A 17,003-nucleotide genomic window follows, 5' to 3' on the forward strand; every position below is an offset into this window, starting at 1 on the left:
AAAAGAGGACAGGAACGATTTCCTGTCCTCTTTTGCGTTCCGAACATGAAAGTTCGTCACGGTTGCAGCGCATTCTTGACGGCCTTCATGATGCCGTCGGAGCTCGAAGTCGCACCGCTTGCGGCGTCGACCTCGGCGGTCTGCCGGTCCAGAATTTCCTGAATGACCTTCTTTTTCGCGTCGTAGAAGTACTCTTCGTCGTCATCCGTCTTCAGAATTTCAATGGCGGTAATTTTGCCGCCGGCGACCGTGACCTTTACTTTGATATTGCCGTTGTAGCCGACGCCTTTGCCCTCGTACGCGCCGTCCGGGACAGCGGCGGCAATGCCGCTGCCGCCTGCGGTCGCCGTGCCTGTGTCTTCGGCTTTGCTTGCCGACGCGGAAGCGGCGGAATCGCCGTTCACGCTTTCGGCAGCGGAAGTGCTTTCCGTCTGTGTCGTGCGGAAGGCAAAGAGAAGCACGAGGAACATCAGAAGGCTGATACCGCCGTGCAGGCAGATCACTTTGCGCCGTCTCGCCGCGCGTTTTACCGCGTAGTCCGGTGCGGTCGGCAGCGGTTTTTTGAGAAAGGCCTTTGTGAGCCGGAGCATGAGATAAATCCCGTAGAGCAGCGTGTAGAGCGCAAACTGCACGAGATACTCGCCCTTTCCCTTGCGAAGACCGCCGGTGTAGATGAGGCAGATGTGCAGGTAGAGCAGTCCGTAAAAGAGGTAGGAGAGCCGCTGCAGCTGTTTCCAGCGTTTGGCGTTCATCTTCCGCCGCACGACCTGAAACGAGGTGACGGTGAGCGGCAGAAGGAGGAGTATCATTGCGAGCGAGAAACAGGCCGCAATCAGCTCATAGCTTTTTAACTTGCCTGCGTTTGTAAAGAGCAGGACAAAGTAGTGTTGTCCGTAGGCAATGTTGTGCGAGAGGGTCAGAATCGAGGCCGCAATCGCAATCTGCGCGCGGAGGCTCATCATGACGCGCTGCAGACGGCTCTTTTGCGGCAGCACAATCGCATACATGACCCAGAGGAACAGCGCCCCCGCGAGTACGCCGCGCCGCAACAGGCGGTTGACCAGGTAGGCAAGCGGCGGTATGGTCAGCTGTTTCGGCAAAAAGATGCTGAGGAGCGAGAGCAACACAAAAAACAGATAGAAAAAAACCGGCCGGCGCCGGATCTGCTTCTCCAGAAGGGAGAAGCAGAGACCGGTGACGGCCAGACAAAGCACTAAACTCATTTTGCCTCCACGGTGAAGCTGAGATCCGGATAGCCGTCTGCGGAGAGCGTGACCGGGTAGGAGGAAGCGCCGTCAAAGATCTTGACATCGCCGTTCTCACCTGCGGTCGTCGCGTCGAGCTTCACGCTGCCGTCCTCGTTGAACGCGGTTGCGCCGAACTTTCTCGCTCTGCCGCCCTTATACTCGGTCTCGCCGACCTTTGCCGCGGAAGTGGTATTCAGGTAGTCCGCGACGGTGAGGCCCTGTGCGTTCTCTTTCAGCGAGAGCTTGTTGTCCGCAAAGCTGAAGTCATCTGCCGTGAGGCCCGAATCCACCGTGCAGCTGAACGAGACATCCGAGAGCTTGTCATTCGAGAAGACAAACTGATAGGTGCCCGGCTTTGCCTCCTTCGGAAGCGTGAGGACGCCTGCGGTTGCGGTGTCAACCTTGACATCGGAATCCGCACGGCGGTAAATCACGCGGGAGAGCTTGTACTCGTCGGAACCGGTGCTGAGCGTGTAGTGAATCTTGCTGCCGTCGGCTGTGTAGGTGACTTTCTCATCGCCGGTGACCTTGTAGTCGGCCGGAGCGAGGTTCTTCACGAAGAGATCCGTGTCGACCTCGACATCGTCGCCGTCCTTCACGAGATAAGTGACCTTCTTGATGGTCTTGCCGCCGATGTCGGCGAAACGCGCATACTGCTTGGCCGCCTTGTGCGCCTTGTCCTCGAAGGCTGCCGCGGAGAAGGCAATTTCTTCCGGCTTTAACCAGAGGTTATCGAGGTGCTTTAAGCCGTATTTTGCGCCGTCCGAGGTCTCGAGCACAGCGCCCTGCAGCGTGTCCGGATCGACATCGACACCCTTTAAGTCGAGCTCGTAGTTGCCGTAGTTCGAGGTGGTTGTGATCGAAGCCTTGACATCCGCCGCCTTCGTGACCTTGCCGAAGGTCTTCGAGAGCGTGCCGTCGGAATTCAGAACCTTGTACTCCGCAGGCTGTGCGCTCTCCTCGCCGGTCACATTGCCGACAAGAGTCAGAATCGGGTTCTTGGCCTCCTTCTTTTCCGCAATCGCCTTCTTGGCGTCCTCGTAGAGGGGCTTTGCGATGGCGACATTGACGTCCGCGACACCGTTGTAGACAGAGGTCTCGCCCTGCTCCTCGGCAAAGGCACCCTTATATTTCTTGTACTTGCCCACGGTCGGAGAGGTGACCGCGTCGTACTCGCCTTCTTTCCGGAAGCCTGCCGCCTCGACGGCATCCGCCTTGTCAAGCTGCGCCTTGGCGTCCTTCGCGTACGCCTCCGGTTGAATGTCTTTCAGCTCGCCGTAGTAGTAGTCCGCGTAGGGCACGTTCATTTTGACGAAGACATATTCGTCGGACGAAAGTGCCGGAACCTCGGCCGCCGCCTCGGTACCTGCCGCTGCGCTCGAAGCTGCGCTGCTGTCTGCGCTTGCCGCCGTTGTCGCACCCGTCTTGCCGCCGCAGGCTGCGAGGAGCGCTGCCGCCGCGAGTGCCGGAAGAACGCGATAAAGCTGTTTTCTCATGAGAAAAATCCCCCTTTGTTGTGCTTTGCTATTAGCTGCTTCTAATGATATGTTATTATGCACTAATACCGGGAAAGTCGTCAAGCAAAAGACGAATTGCGCGTTTACTTTTGATGACCTTACGGGTATACTTTGAAAAAAGCCGCGGCAGGTCTGCGGCGGAGAGGAACAGAGATATGGAAGATTTCGAGTACGAAGAGGGACCGGTCGGCAGCGAAGATCTGATCGGAGAAATTGCGAATATGTATCCGGAGACCCAGGACTTTTTGTCGAGTCTCGGTATGCATTGTTTCGGTTGCGCAGCAGCCGGTGCGGAGACGCTCGCCGAGGCTTGCCGCGTACACGGGCTGAACACGTTTAAGGTCAAACGGGAGTTGAACCGGATTATCACGGAAAATCCGGCTTGACAGCCGCACAACATTCGACTAGAATAGCGGAAAATCAAGTTACAAACCGTTGATGCGGAGATAACGGCGATGATGCTTCTACAGAGAGTCTGCGATGCTGAGATGCAGATGAAAAACAAGTCGTCAAATGGACCGCTGAGGGCGCAGGGAAAGCCATGGGGCAAGTATTCTGCGACGTGAGGGCATACGTCAGTTGCCGGGGATATGTTGGTATCCCGACAAGGGTATGGTTTTACCATAAAACAGGGTGGCACCGCGGAGTTTATGATTTCGTCCCTGGCAGCATGTTGACGCATGTCTGCCGGGGATTTTTTTGTGCCGGCGGACAGCGCGGACCAAGAAGGAGGCAAAGCATGAAAACATTTCCGAGTCTGGAGACGCTGAAAGAATACCGGGACAGCGGACAGTACAGGATGGCGGCGCTCGCGACGGAGCTCTACGCCGATCTAAGAACCCCGGTCGAGGTGCTGCGGATACTGCGCGGACAGAGTTCCCACTGTTTTCTCTTTGAGTCGGCGGAGGATAAGGAGCGCTGGGGGCGCTACAGCTTTCTCGGCTACGATCCGGGCCTCACAATCCGCTGCCTCGACGGCGAGATTGAAATCAGAGAAGAGAAACACCGCACGGCGCACCCGAAGAACGAAATACGGGCGCTACTCGATCAGTACCGCGCGCCGCGCATTCCGGAACTCCCTCCCTTTACCGGCGGCCTGGTCGGCTACTTTGCTTACGATTATGTGAAATACGCGGAGCCGACCTTGCGGCTCGCGGACGGGGACCGCGAGGGCTTTCAGGATGTGGACCTCATGCTCTTTACGAAAATCATCGCCTTTGACCACCACCGGCAGAAAATCATCCTGATTGTCAATGTGGCGCTCGATAAGTTAGAAGAAAACTATGCGGCGGCGCTCGAGACCTTGCGGGAGATGCGGAACCTTTTGCAGAGCGAACCGCCGGTCGAGAAGACGGGCGGACATGTCACCTCGGACTTCCGCCCGCAGTTCACGGCGGAAGAATATGCGGCGCTGGTCGAGAAGACGCGACATCATATCTGCGAGGGTGACATTTTCCAGCTGGTGCTGAGTAATCGACTCGAAGCGAACTTTTCGGGTTCGTTATTCAATACCTACCGGGCGCTCCGGACCCTGAATCCCTCGCCCTATCTCTTCTTCCTGTCGAGCCCGACCTTAGAGGTTGCGGGCGCTTCGCCGGAAACGCTGGTCAAACTGGAAGACGGCGAACTGCACACCTTCCCGCTTGCGGGCACGAGACCGCGCGGCAAGAGCGCGGCGGAGGATGCGGCCCTCGAGCAAGAGCTGCTCGCGGACGAAAAGGAACTCTCCGAGCACAATATGCTCGTGGATCTCGGCAGAAACGACCTCGGAAAAATAAGCCGCTTCGGGACGGTCACGGTTGAGCGGCTTCGGGAAGTGCTCCGTTTCTCGCATGTCATGCACATCGGTTCGGCGGTCCGCGGTGAAATCCGCGAGGACTGCGATGCGCTCGATGCAATCGATGCGGTGCTCCCGGCGGGGACGCTCTCCGGTGCGCCGAAGTATCGCGCGATGGAGCTGATCGCAGAGATGGAGAAGGAGAAGCGCGGCATTTACGGCGGCGCAATCGGCTATATCGATTTCAACGGAAACCTGGACACCTGCATCGGCATACGCCTCGCCTATCGGATGAAGGACAAGGTCTATGTGAGAAGCGGCGCGGGTCTGGTCGCAGATTCGGTGCCGGAGAAGGAATATGCGGAGTGCCGCAATAAGGCGGCGGCCGTGCTGAGAGCCCTTGAGGAGGCGGCAGATGATACTTTTGATTGACAACTATGACAGCTTTTCCTATAACCTGTACCAGTTAATCGGGAGCCTCACCGGGGAAATGGAAGTCATTCGGAACGATGCGCTGACCGTCGAAGAAATCGCGGCAAAACAGCCGGAGGCGATTATTCTCTCGCCGGGGCCCGGCCGTCCGGAGGACGCCGGTGTCACAGTCGAAGTGATACAGAAACTCGGCAAAAAGATTCCGCTGCTCGGCGTGTGCCTCGGTGAACAGGCAATGTGCCTCGCCTACGGCGGCAAAGTCGGCTATGCGAAGCAGCTGATGCACGGCAAGCAGTCGAAAACCGTGCTGGACACCAACAGTGTCTTGTTCCGGGGACTGCCGGAGCAGGTCGAGGTAGCGCGCTATCACAGCCTCGCCGCCGTCGAGGAGACGCTGCCGTCCGTGCTCCGCGTGACGGCACGGACGGCAGACGGCGAAATCATGGCGATTGAACACAAGAATTACCCGGTCTACGGCGTGCAGTTTCACCCGGAATCGATTCTCACGCCGACGGGTACGACGATGGTCAAAAATTTCCTGCGGGCGGCAAGAATCCTCGCATAAGCAAAACAGCAAAAGGAGAACCCAGACGATGATTAAGGAAGCGATTATCAAAATTGTCAACAAAGAAGATCTGAGCTACGACGAAGCCTATGCGGTGATGAACGAGGTCATGAGCGGCGAGAGCTCGCAGGTGCAGAACGCGGCCTTTTTGGCAGCCATGTCCACAAAGAGCGCAAAGGCAGAGACGACGGATGAGATTTCCGGCTGCGCGGCTGCAATGCGCGCCCATGCAATGAAGGTGGCGTACGATAAGCCTACTTTGGAAATTGTCGGCACAGGCGGCGACGGCGCCAAGACCTTTAATATCTCTTCGATTTCCGCGCTGGTCGCGGCAGCAGCCGGCATCAAGGTCGCAAAGCACGGCAACCGCGCGGCGTCCTCCGACTGCGGCTCGGCGGACTTTCTCGAGGCCTCCGGCATCAACATCAACCAGGATCCGGAACTCTGCAAGAAGCTGCTCGATGAGATCAATATCTGCTTCCTCTTTGCGCAGCACTACCACGCTTCGATGAAGTATGTCGGCGCAATCCGCCGCGAGCTCGGCTTCCGAACGGTCTTTAATATCCTCGGGCCGCTCACGAATCCGGCGTCCCCGCGGTATTTTGTGCTCGGTGTCTACGACGAGTACCTTGTGTGGCCGCTCGCCAATGTCTTGAAGCGCCTCGGCGTCGAGAGAGCGCTCGTGGTCTACGGTCAGGACAAGATGGACGAGATTTCGGCGAGCGCGGCGAGCACGGTCTGCGAACTCCGTGACGGCAGCTTTCACTCAGCTATCATTAAGCCCGAGGATTTCGGGCTGCAGCGCGGCAAAAAAGAAGAGCTGGTCGGCGGCAACCCGGCGGAGAATGTGCGGATTGCGCGGGAAATTCTCTCGGGTGAGGAACGCGGCACGCGCCGCACGGCAGTGCTCTTAAATGCGGGCGCGGCGCTCTACATCGGCGGCAAGGCCGAGAGCCTCAAAGAGGGCGTACAGCTTGCCGGGCGTCTGATTGATGAGGGCAAGGTGCTTGAGACCTATGAGAAGTATATCCGTCTCTCGAATGAGGCGGCAAAATGACGGGTACCGTTCTGGATGCACTCGCGGCACATGCGCGGGAGCGCGTCGAAGAGAAGAAGAGAAAGCTGCCGCTCGCGGAATTGAAGCGGCAGCTGGAAGAAAGAGAAGCGCTTAGCGGTTTTCCCTTTGAAGCAGCGCTCCGGGAACCGGGACTCTCGGTGATTGCCGAGGTCAAGAAGGCCTCGCCCTCGAAGGGCGTGATTGCCGAGCATTTTCCCTATCTCGAAATCGCAAAGGCCTATGAGGCGGCCGGGGCATCCTGTATCTCGGTGCTGACCGAGCCGAAGTGGTTTCTCGGGGATGACCGCTATCTCCGCGAGATTGCGGCAGCGGTTTCGCTTCCCTGTATCCGGAAGGATTTCACGGTGGATCCTTATCTCATCTACGAGGCGCGCGAACTCGGTGCCGCGGCGGTGCTCCTCATTTGCGCCCTGCTCGGACGCTCGGAACTCGAAGAGTATCTCGACATCGCGGAAGAATTAGGACTCTCGGCGCTCGTCGAAGCGCACGATGAGGAGGAAGTAGGAAGAGCGGCAGAAGTCGGGGCGCGCGTAATCGGCGTCAACAATCGCGACTTAAAGACCTTTTCGGTCAATATGGAAAACAGCCTCCGCCTCCGCGCGGCGGCGCCGGACAACTGCATTTTTATCGCAGAGAGCGGCGTGCGGACACCCGCTGACACGCGGGCGCTCCGGACAGTCGGCGCGGACGGCATTCTGGTCGGCGAGGCGCTGATGCGCGCGGAGAATCAGGCGGAACTACTGAAGGCACTCCGGAAAGGCTATGAGGAGGCCTGAGATGGCGACAGAACTGAAATTCTGCGGGATGCGGCGGGAGGCGGATGTCCTCGCGGCAAATGCCTGCCTGCCGGACTACATCGGCTTTGTGTTCGCAGCGGGCGCAAGACGCGCCGTGAGTCCGGAGCTTGCGAGAGAGCTCCTTGCAAAGGCGGATCCGCATATCCTTGCGGTCGGCGTCTTTGCGGACCAGGATCCGGCATACATTGCGGAGCTCGCGGCAAGGGTGCCGCTCGATGTGATACAGCTGCATGGCAGTGAGTCGGAGACGACGGTCGAAGAGATACGGCGGCGCACGGGAAAAACGGTCTGGCGCGCCTTTCAGATTACGGCGCCCGCGGTGCTGACGGCGGCGGAAGCGACCGGGGCCGACGGCATTCTCCTCGACAGCGGCAAAGGGAGCGGTAAGACCTTCGCCTGGGAGTGGCTCAGAGATTTTTCACGCCCCTATATGCTGGCGGGCGGCTTGGATATAGAAAATGTCGGCGAAGCCATCAAAACACTTTCGCCGCGCGGGGTCGATGTGAGTTCGGCACTCGAGACAGACGGGCAAAAAGACCCGGAGAAGATGAGAGCTTTTGCGGAAGCTGTCCGCAGAGCGGATTCGGAGACAGAGAGGTAAAACCATGGCACAGGAAACAGAGAGAGACGGGCGCTTTGGCGTCCACGGCGGACAGTATATCCCGGAAACCCTGATGAATGCGGTGATTGAGCTCGAAGAAGCTTACAAGCGCTACAAAGACGACCCCAAGTTCAACGCAGAGCTCACGGAGCTCCTGAACGAGTATGCGGGGCGGCCGAGCCGTCTCTACTATGCGAAGCACATGACCGAGGACCTCGGCGGCGCAAAAATCTATTTCAAGCGCGAGGACCTGAATCACACCGGCGCCCACAAGATCAACAATGCGCTCGGCCAGGCGCTGCTCGCCAAGTATATGGGCAAGAAGCGTCTGATTGCGGAGACCGGCGCGGGCCAGCACGGTGTCGCGACCGCGACGGTCGCGGCGCTCTTAAACATGGAGTGTGTCGTCTACATGGGCGAAGAAGACACGGTGCGCCAGGCACTCAATGTGTACCGCATGCGTCTGCTCGGCGCCGAGGTTGTGTCCGTGAAGACCGGAACCAGAACCTTAAAGGACGCGGTCTCCGAGGCGATGCGCGAGTGGACCGCGCGGATTGAGGACACGCATTACTGCATCGGCTCCTGCATGGGACCGCATCCGTTCCCGACCATGGTGCGCGACTTCCAGGCGATTATCTCGAAGGAGATTAAGGAAGAGATGCAGCGGAAAGAGGGGCGCCTCCCGGATGTCGTGATCGCCTGTGTGGGCGGCGGCAGCAATGCAATCGGCTCCTTCTACCACTTTATCGGCGACAAGTCCGTGCGGCTCATCGGCTGTGAGGCGGCGGGCAGAGGAATTCATACGAGAGAGACGGCAGCAACCGTCAATGTGGGTTCGCTCGGCATTTTCCACGGCATGAAGTCCTATTTCTGCCAGGACAAGTACGGTCAGATTGCGCCGGTCTACTCCATTTCGGCCGGACTCGACTACCCGGGTGTCGGGCCGGAGCACGCCTACCTCCACGATCTGCACCGCGCGGAATATGTGCCGGTTACGGACGATGAGGCGGTGGATGCGTTTGAATATCTCGCGCGGACCGAGGGCATTATTCCGGCGATTGAGAGTGCCCACGCGGTAGCCTATGCGAGAAAACTCGCGCCGACCATGGACAGAGACAAGGTGATTGTCGTCACGCTCTCCGGGCGCGGTGACAAGGATGTCGCGGCAATTGCGCGCTACAGAGGGGAGGATCTCCATGAGTAACATCAGACAGGCGTTTCAAAACGGCAAGGCGTTTATTCCCTTTATCACCTGCGGGGATCCGGATCTCGAGAGCACCAAGCGGAATGTGCGGGCGGCGGTCGCGGCCGGTGCGGACCTCGTGGAACTCGGTATCCCGTTCTCCGATCCGACGGCAGAGGGGCCTGTGATTCAGGCAGCCAATCTTCGCGCGCTCTCGGGCGGCGTCACGACCGATGCGGTCTTTCGGATGGTCGCGGAGCTCCGCGAAGAGCTCACGACGCCGTTCGTCTTCATGACATATGCGAATGTTGTCTTTTCCTACGGCATTGCGCGCTTCGCGGCGTGCGCGGCGGAAGTCGGCATTGACGGCGTCATCCTCCCCGATGTGCCGTTCGAGGAGAAGGAGGAGTTTGCGCCCGCATTCCGGGCGGTCGGTATCGACTTCATCTCGATGATTGCGCCGACTTCGATGGCGCGCATTCGGGAGATTGCGGCTGCGGCCGAGGGTTTCCTCTATGTGGTCTCTTCGCTCGGCGTGACCGGCGTGCGGCAGGAGATTAACACAGACCTCTCGGGCATGCTCACATCGGTGCGACAGGCAAACCCGTCGCTTCCGGCTGCCATCGGCTTCGGCATTTCGACACCGGAACAGGCCAAGCGCATGGCGGCAGTCGCGGACGGCGTGATTGTGGGCTCCGCGATTGTCCGCATCATGGCGGAAAAAGGGCGCGAGGCCGACGAGGATATTGCGCGCTATGTGCGGGAGATGAAAACAGCAGCAAATACTTTCCAATAAGCGCTAAATGTGTTAAAAAGGAACCGTACGAACAAAATACGAAACAGATACCTAAACTGTCGGAAAATAACAAATAATAGTGAAAATTTTGAAGTCATACTTGACAGTCCTTGGTGTTTTGTGACAAAATAGCACCCTGTAAGCCTTGCGTCCGGCTTCGGGACTTGCCAGCTGAATTCGTAGAAACGAGCAGCAAAATAGTGCGAAGGTGGAACAGAATGAGAGAAAAGGGTAGCAGAAGAGGCATGGAACACCGGCTCTATCTGACCATGACAGTCTTGGTCACGGTGATTCTTCTCTGCAGTTTGGGATTTACCCTTGCGATGGATATCGCCAGAGAGCGGAAGGCGTTGGATCGTAAGATTACCGATACGGCAACCTATGTCGCCGAGCTTCGGGGCGTTCACAACATGCTCGAAGCGGGATATCCGGACCCGGAGGTGACCGAACAGCTTGAGGCGATTACCGAGTTTGTCTCAGGCATCGACTCCATTTTGATTGCAGATCGCAACGGCTTGCGCTTTTATCAGACTAGTCGTCATATGGCAGGCGATATGTATGTGGACGGAGACGAGACGCGCGCCCTCACGGGGGCGGCGCCGTACATCACGACCGTCCAGGGTACGGACGGCCTGTTGCACTGCGCCTTTCATGCGATTCGGAATGCAGAGGGCGTGACGGAAGGTTTCGTCATGGTTTCGGTTGCTGTTTCAAAAATCACGGGACAAAGTCAGCAGATTATGCTGGTCTATATCGCGATGTTTCTCGCAATGTTGTTGCTCAGCATTCTGCTGACCGGCGCCTTTTTCCGGTTCCAGCGGAACATGCTCCTCGGCCACGAGCCGGTGGAACTTCTGAGTCTCTATGTGAAACAGGATGCGGTCATCAATTCTCTCGCGGAGGGCATTGTCTCGGTCGGACAGAACGGAAAGATTCTGTTTGCCAACAAGCCGGCGGAGCTCTTGCTCGCGGGGCAAAACGGCGCACTGGTCGGAAAATCCTTAAAGAAGGTGTTTCCGGACACGCACTTCGAGCAGATTCTCGAGGACGGCATTGCCGTCATGAATCAGGTGTATGTGAGCGGAGACCAGACCCTGCTGATCAATGAGATGCCGGTGGCCGAGCGCGGCGAGCAGCCCGGCGGGGTGCTCCTCATTCTGCAGGACAGAACGGAGGCACTTCGTCTCTCCGACGAGCTCTCCGGCGCGCACAATATGATGGATACGCTGCGCGCCTTTAACCACGAGTTTCTGAATAAGCTGCACATCGTTCTGGGCTATTTGCAGTCGGGAGAAATTGACAAGGCAAAGGAATTTATCATAAACTCTAATCTTGTCTCCAGTCAGTCTGTCCGGGATACGGCAAATGCACTCCGCGTGTCGGAGGTCTGTGCGCTGGTCATCGGCAAAATGATGCATGCGGCCGAGAGCGGCATACGCCTGAGCCTCGAGCCCGGCAGCAGTCTGATGGAGCGGGATCTTCTGATGGAACCCGGCGAATATGTGACCGTTATAGGAAACTTGCTGGAAAACGCCATCGAAGAACTCAAGGAGAGCGGCGAAAAGAACGGGGAGATTCACCTCGGCGTTTTTGCCAAGCCGGGGGTCAATGTGATAAGTTGCGAGGACAGCGGCAGGGGCATAGACCCCGCAATGCTGGATCGTATCTTTATCAGGGGTGTCAGCACGAAGGGAAAGAACCACGGCACGGGTCTCTATCTGGTCAAACAGGTGGCGGACAAGTACGGCGGTGAGGTCTCTGTCGAGACAGAGCCCGGTGAGGGCAGCTGTTTTACGATAACCCTGACCGCTTTACAGAGCGCAGAGCGTCGGAAAGGAGTAGAGTGATGTATCGAGTATTGATTGTAGAAGATGACCCGATGGTAGCATCCATTGACCGGAGTTATGTCGAGAGAACCGCAGACTTTACGGTCATCGCTGTATGTAAAAACGGAGAGGAAGCACTGGAACTCTTTCAGACCGAGGAAATTGACCTCGTCGTGCTGGACTACTACACGCCCGGCATGAACGGAGATGAGTTCTTGGATAAGCTCCACGAGACCGGCATGCGCCCGGAGGTCATCATGGTGACTTCGGCTAACAGCGTGGAGATTGTGCAGGAGCTCTTGTCCCGCGGCATCAGTGATTACCTCGTAAAGCCCTTTGAGTACGACCGTTTCCGCGAGGGGCTGGAGCGCTTCCGCAGAAGAAGAGAAGTGCTGCAGGACGCCGGAACGGGGATGCGTCAGGAAGAGATTGACCGCATGCTCTCGCGCGGCGCCGCCGAGCGACTGCAGGATTCCGAGCCGCTGCCGAAGGGAATGAACCGCCAGACGCTTTCTCTGGTGCGCGAATATCTTCGGAATCACCTCGGACAGCGCTTTACGAGCGAGGCGATTGCGACGCAGATCGGTCTGTCCCGCATCACGGTGCGCCGCTATGTGAGTTTCCTCGTGGAGCGCGGCGAGCTCACAAGCACCATTGATTATCAGACCGGCGGCAGACCCGGTATTCTCTATCAATACCGCGAATTCCAATAAAAAAAACAGAATCATTCGGACGATAATCGTGAAAAGAGCGGGTTTCCGGAAACGGAAATCCGCTCTTTTCGTTTTTTGTAAAAAAAAGCTTGCAAAAATTTATGGAAAATTTATAATTATACCGATACAGTTTCCAAACGTGAAAGGGGAAAATTATGGAAACACTCATGGGTTACTTTGGCAAGTACGCCGCAGCAGAGGCGGGTAAGCTTGCAAGCTTCCAGTTCGAGTATCTGACGACACTCGGATTTGCGGCGCTGGTTATCTTCTTCGGACGCTTCCTTGTGTCGAAGTCCAAGGCTCTGCAGAAGTATGCGATCCCGGCACCGGTTGTCTCGGGTCTCATCTTCTCGCTGGTCATTTCCGGCATCAAGGGTGCGGGCATCATGGAATTCACCTTTGACGCAAAGATTATGAAGGACCTTTGCCAGAACCTCTTCTTTCTTTGCGTTGGCTACGGCTTCAGCGCGAAGATGCTGAAGAATGCGGGCGGCAAGCTCTGCATCATGATTGCGTTTGCGGCTTGCCTGCTGATTACGCTGCAGAACATCCTCGGCGTTGCGCTCGCACATGCAATCGGCATGAATCCGCTGCTCGCACTGCAGTGCTCCTCGGCTTCGATGTCCGGCGGCGTCGGCACGGCTTCCGCGTTCGGCCCGATCTTCGAGAAGATGGGCGCGGCGGATGCAACGACGGTCGGTGTTGCGGCCGGTACGCTCGGCAACATCATGGGCTCCCTGATCGGCGGCCCGGTTGCGGCTTACCTGATCACAAGCAAGGGCCTCAAGTCCGACCCGAACGATAAGCCGGAGGCACAGAGAACCGGTGCAAAGCCGACCCTCGACAACACGCGCATGATTTACGCATTTGCGACCTGCCTGCTGCTTGCGGCACTCGGTATGCCGATTTACATGCTGCTCGACTCGATCCCGATGATTGAGATGCCGAAGTTCATCGGCTGCCTCTTTGCGGGTGCCATCGGCAGAAACGTGATGGAGGCGCTCGGCATCGACACAAGAGTGCCGGAGACCGAGGCGATTGAGCACATGTTCCTCGAGCTCTACCTCGCACTCGTTCTGATGACGATCGACATCACGAAGCTTGCACCGGTTGCGGGTCAGATGGGTATCATCCTCGTCGCGCAGGCAGTCATGATGGCTATTTTTGCAATCTTCATCTCCTTCAACCTCTTCGGCAAGGACTACGGCGCAGCGGTCATGGCGGCAGGTAACTGCGGCTGGGGTTGCGGTTCCGGTCCGAACGCCGTCGCAAACGAGAAGGCCGTCATGGATCAGTACGGTTACCACGATGTCGCGTGGGTGCTCTATCCCTCCTTCGCCGTCATCATCGACGATATTTACAACCCGATTTGCCTCTCGCTGATGGGAAGCTTCTTCGGCAAGTAAATCAAAAAATGAAACTCTGCGGCACCTCCCGTTTCGGCGGGAGGTGTTTTTTGATTGTTGCAAACTTGAAGCATAGAAATACAGATGATATAATCAAAAAACGCTGAACCTACCGACTGTATTCTGCTTGCTTTTTTCAGCGTTTCCGAATTGATATTGATTCCGAAAACAGAGAGGAGCCGCAGAATGAAAGAAATGTCTGCCGCGAGGAAAAAGCGCGCGGTGATAGCGCTTTGCCTTGCTTTTTTATGCACCTTTTCCGCCTGTGCGGTACAGCGCGCACGTGCGAAAAAAGCGAAGAAATTCACCTGGCTTACGATGGGAACCGGGGACACCGGCGGCAGTCTGTATGCGAGCGGCGCGGATATCGCGAACGCTCTGCAGAAGCGCAGTGAGACGCTCCGCTTTAATCTGAAAGCTTCGACCGGTTCGCCGGAAAATGTGAAGAGGCTGTTGGCGGGCGATGTGGATCTCGCGCTGATTACGGCGGATGTCGCGGCAGAAGCGAAAAACGAGCCGGGCGGCGAAGCTCTCCGCGTCATCGGGGCGGTTTTTCCGAGCGTGAGCCAGTGGATGGCTTTGGAGGAGAGCGACCTTATGCGGGTTTCGGATTTAAAAGGGCTGCCGGTCGTTGTGGGACCCGAGGGGTCTGCGACGGAGCGCGCCGCGCGCGTCGCGTTGAAGGCGCTGCAGATACCGGAAGAGGGCTTTTCCGTGAATGCCGGCATCGGCTCCGGGGCGGATCTCGTCCTCTCAGGGCGGGCAAAGGCGGTACACGCGCTCTCCGGCATTCCGGCGCCGGGACTGGAAAAGCTCGCGACCGCTAAAAAGAGCAAGTTGCTCCGCTATGACGCAGCGGAAATTCAGAAAATTCTCGCCGCCGAGCCGCAATATTTTGCGACTGTAATTCCGAAGGGCAGTTATCCCGGCCAGGACGAAGATATTCCGAGCTTCGGCGTCAAATGCCTGCTCTGCGTGCGCGCGGATATGGATGAGGCGCTTGTCTATCAGCTTACAGAGCAACTGTATGCCGCACTGCCCGAACTTTCGAAAAAACGCCCGGGATTTGCGAATGTCACCGACAAAGCATTTTATCTGGAAGAGTTGCCGTTACCGTTGCATGACGGCGCCCTGCGATATTACCGAGACCAGGGTCTCACGGAGGAAAAATAAAAATGAAATGCCCGTTTTGCAATGCGCCCGATACGCGCGTCATTGATTCCCGCCCCGCGGACGAAAATGCGACCATACGGCGGCGTCGGCAGTGTGAGCGCTGCGGCAAGCGCTTTACGACCTATGAGAAGCCGGAGACCATGCCGCTCATGATTATCAAGAAGGATAACTCGCGGGAAGCCTATGACCGCGCGAAGATTGAGCGCGGCATTGTGAGTTCCTGCCACAAGCGTCCCATCAGCTCGGCACAGATCACGACGATGACCGATGCAATCGAGACCGCGCTCTTTAATCGCGAGGAGAGAGAAATTCCCTCGACGGTTATCGGCGAGATGGTCATGGAGCAGTTAAAGAAGGTGGATCCGGTCGCCTATGTGCGCTTTGCCTCGGTCTACCGGGAGTTTGAGGATGTCAACACCTTTATGGCGGAGATCAACAAGCTCATCTCGCAGAAGGAGCAGGCATGAGTGTCTTTTTCCCCGAAGAAGAAGTGCGCTCTGTCTATGACTTCCCCTTTGAGAGCCTGACGGCGCGCGGCATACGCGGCATTGTCTTTGACATTGACAATACCCTGGTGCCGCCGGATGCGCCGGCAGATGCGCGCTGCCGTGCGCTGATGCAGCGTCTGAAGGCCGCAGGGTTCCGGATGTGTCTGGTCTCGAACAACAAGGCCTCGCGCATTCTCCCGTTTGCAACGGCTGTGAACCTCCCGTATGTGGAGCGCGCCTTAAAACCCCGGCGGTACGGGTACCGGAAGGCCATGGCGCGCATGGGCACATCGCCCGGCGAGACCATCGCAATCGGCGACCAGCTTTTCACGGACATCTGGGGCGCCAACCGCGCGGGGATGCACAGTCTTCTCGTACAGCCGATGGAGCCGCGCGAAGAGATACAGATTCGTCTGAAACGACTCCTCGAGCGCCCCGTGCTCGCACTTTACCGGAGAAAGAAGGGAACCGGGAAATGATCGACGCAAAGACCAAAGTTCTCGGACTGCTCGCGCATCCGATCGGGCACAGCCTGTCCCCGCTGATTCAGAATACGCTCGCGACAGTTTGCGGGGAAAATGTCGCGTATCTGCCCTTTGAAGTCAAAAATCCGGACGAACTCGGCGCGGCAATCCGCGGCGCGCACGCGCTCGGCATAGCGGGGTTCAATGTGACCGTTCCCTATAAGGAAGCTGTGATACCGTATCTCTGCGGCCTCAGTGAAGAGGCGAGACTGATCGGTGCCGTGAACACGCTGGTTCGGACCGAGGAGGGCTATGTCGGACACAACACCGACATTGCCGGCATGGCGGCCATGCTCGCGCGAAAAAATCTGCGGACAGAAGGCGCGCATATCCTGTTACTTGGTGCGGGCGGCGCGGCGCGGAGCGCGGCAGTGCTCGCTGCGACGGGCGGGGCTGCCGAACTGGTGATTTTGAACCGGAACACCGCGCGCGCGGAGGGACTCGCAAAGGCTGTGCGTGACATCAATCCGTCCCTGACAGTGCGGGCGGCGGCACTCGAGCACTGGCGTGAGCTTCGGGGCAACGACTATCTCTGCATTCAGTGCACGAGTGTCGGCATGTGGCCGAACGCTGAAGAGAGCATTGTGGAAGACCCGCGGTTTTTCGAGAAGCTCTCGGCGGCCGCAGACATTGTCTATACGCCGGAGGAGACAGGGTTTTTGCACCTTGCCCGCGCGGCGGGAAAACCGGTCGCCGGCGGCCTCGCAATGCTGATTTCCCAGGGGGTGCATGCCTTTTCGCTCTGGACGGGCAAGCGGTGCACGGCGGAACAGGAGAAGCAGCTCCTGACGCTCGCCAAAGGAGCGCTTCCGGCCTAGGGAAAAGCGGAAAAAAGCTTGCGAAAAGTTTTTGCCTATCGTAGAATACAGTAGACTATTTG

General features: G+C 57.7%; 17 protein-coding genes and 1 other annotated feature. Of the genes, 15 read left to right on the top strand and 2 right to left on the bottom strand.

Going from position 1 to position 17,003, the window contains the following annotated elements:
• Positions 1-56: 56 nt before the first annotated feature.
• Together ACO4XG_RS02025 and ACO4XG_RS02030 are read right to left on the bottom strand one after the other, a co-directional pair.
• Complete coding sequence (locus ACO4XG_RS02025) at positions 57-1,223, bottom strand: FMN-binding protein (protein WP_308508431.1); 1,167 nt, start codon at positions 1,221-1,223, stop codon at positions 57-59.
• Positions 1,220-2,743: a hypothetical protein gene (locus tag ACO4XG_RS02030; protein WP_308508432.1), complete on the bottom strand. Its 1,524-nt coding sequence runs from the start codon at positions 2,741-2,743 to the stop codon at positions 1,220-1,222. Before ACO4XG_RS02030 ends, ACO4XG_RS02025 begins: the two co-directional genes overlap by 4 nt.
• Positions 2,744-2,919: 176 nt before the next feature.
• Here ACO4XG_RS02030 and ACO4XG_RS02035 point away from each other — a divergent pair, with 176 nt between their 5' ends.
• The 15 genes from ACO4XG_RS02035 to aroE all read left to right on the top strand — a co-directional run bounded on the left by ACO4XG_RS02035 (position 2,920) and on the right by aroE (position 16,941).
• Complete coding sequence (locus tag ACO4XG_RS02035; protein ID WP_009532478.1) at positions 2,920-3,150, top strand: DUF1858 domain-containing protein; 231 nt, start codon at positions 2,920-2,922, stop codon at positions 3,148-3,150.
• Between the two features lie 40 nt (positions 3,151-3,190).
• Positions 3,191-3,431 (top strand) — a binding site (T-box leader).
• 72 nt (positions 3,432-3,503) lie between these two features.
• On the top strand, positions 3,504-4,973 hold the full coding sequence (locus tag ACO4XG_RS02040; protein WP_308508433.1) for an anthranilate synthase component I family protein: 1,470 nt from the start codon (positions 3,504-3,506) through the stop codon (positions 4,971-4,973).
• Positions 4,957-5,538 carry an anthranilate synthase component II gene (locus ACO4XG_RS02045; protein ID WP_308508434.1) on the top strand — a complete coding sequence of 194 codons (582 nt, stop codon included), beginning with the start codon at positions 4,957-4,959 and terminating at the stop codon, positions 5,536-5,538. The genes ACO4XG_RS02040 and ACO4XG_RS02045 overlap by 17 nt, the downstream gene beginning before the upstream one ends.
• Before the next feature lie 28 nt (positions 5,539-5,566).
• A complete protein-coding gene (gene trpD / locus ACO4XG_RS02050) occupies positions 5,567-6,595 on the top strand; it encodes an anthranilate phosphoribosyltransferase (protein ID WP_308508435.1) in 1,029 nt (342 codons plus the stop codon).
• A complete protein-coding gene (trpC, locus tag ACO4XG_RS02055; RefSeq protein WP_308508436.1) occupies positions 6,592-7,392 on the top strand; it encodes an indole-3-glycerol phosphate synthase TrpC in 801 nt (266 codons plus the stop codon). Before trpD ends, trpC begins: the two co-directional genes overlap by 4 nt.
• 1 nt (position 7,393) lies before the next feature.
• The gene (locus ACO4XG_RS02060) at positions 7,394-8,014 is read left to right on the top strand and encodes a phosphoribosylanthranilate isomerase (RefSeq protein ID WP_308508437.1); all 621 of its coding nucleotides are present in this window, start codon (positions 7,394-7,396) and stop codon (positions 8,012-8,014) included.
• A gap of 4 nt (positions 8,015-8,018) precedes the next feature.
• Positions 8,019-9,218 (top strand): tryptophan synthase subunit beta, encoded by a 1,200-nt coding sequence (gene trpB / locus ACO4XG_RS02065; protein WP_308508438.1) that lies wholly within the window; start codon positions 8,019-8,021, stop codon positions 9,216-9,218.
• Positions 9,211-9,993: a tryptophan synthase subunit alpha gene (trpA, locus tag ACO4XG_RS02070; RefSeq protein WP_308508439.1), complete on the top strand. Its 783-nt coding sequence runs from the start codon at positions 9,211-9,213 to the stop codon at positions 9,991-9,993. The genes trpB and trpA overlap by 8 nt, the downstream gene beginning before the upstream one ends.
• 218 nt (positions 9,994-10,211) lie before the next feature.
• On the top strand, positions 10,212-11,840 hold the full coding sequence (locus tag ACO4XG_RS02075; RefSeq protein ID WP_308508440.1) for an ATP-binding protein: 1,629 nt from the start codon (positions 10,212-10,214) through the stop codon (positions 11,838-11,840).
• Positions 11,840-12,532: a response regulator gene (locus ACO4XG_RS02080; RefSeq protein ID WP_308508441.1), complete on the top strand. Its 693-nt coding sequence runs from the start codon at positions 11,840-11,842 to the stop codon at positions 12,530-12,532. Before ACO4XG_RS02075 ends, ACO4XG_RS02080 begins: the two co-directional genes overlap by 1 nt.
• A 155-nt stretch (positions 12,533-12,687) precedes the next feature.
• Positions 12,688-13,938, top strand: a complete 1,251-nt coding sequence (locus tag ACO4XG_RS02085) for a sodium/glutamate symporter (protein WP_308508442.1) — start codon at positions 12,688-12,690, stop codon at positions 13,936-13,938.
• 186 nt (positions 13,939-14,124) lie between these two features.
• Positions 14,125-15,111, top strand: coding sequence for a TAXI family TRAP transporter solute-binding subunit (locus ACO4XG_RS02090; protein WP_308508443.1), 987 nt, complete (start codon positions 14,125-14,127; stop codon positions 15,109-15,111).
• A gap of 2 nt (positions 15,112-15,113) precedes the next feature.
• Positions 15,114-15,578, top strand: coding sequence for a transcriptional regulator NrdR (nrdR, locus tag ACO4XG_RS02095; RefSeq protein ID WP_308508444.1), 465 nt, complete (start codon positions 15,114-15,116; stop codon positions 15,576-15,578).
• Positions 15,575-16,078, top strand: coding sequence for a YqeG family HAD IIIA-type phosphatase (locus ACO4XG_RS02100; protein WP_308508445.1), 504 nt, complete (start codon positions 15,575-15,577; stop codon positions 16,076-16,078). The genes nrdR and ACO4XG_RS02100 overlap by 4 nt, the downstream gene beginning before the upstream one ends.
• Positions 16,075-16,941: a shikimate dehydrogenase gene (aroE, locus tag ACO4XG_RS02105; RefSeq protein WP_308508446.1), complete on the top strand. Its 867-nt coding sequence runs from the start codon at positions 16,075-16,077 to the stop codon at positions 16,939-16,941. Before ACO4XG_RS02100 ends, aroE begins: the two co-directional genes overlap by 4 nt.
• The last annotated feature ends 62 nt before the right edge of the window (positions 16,942-17,003 follow it).

The sequence above is a fragment of the Stomatobaculum sp. genome (assembly GCF_057248925.1).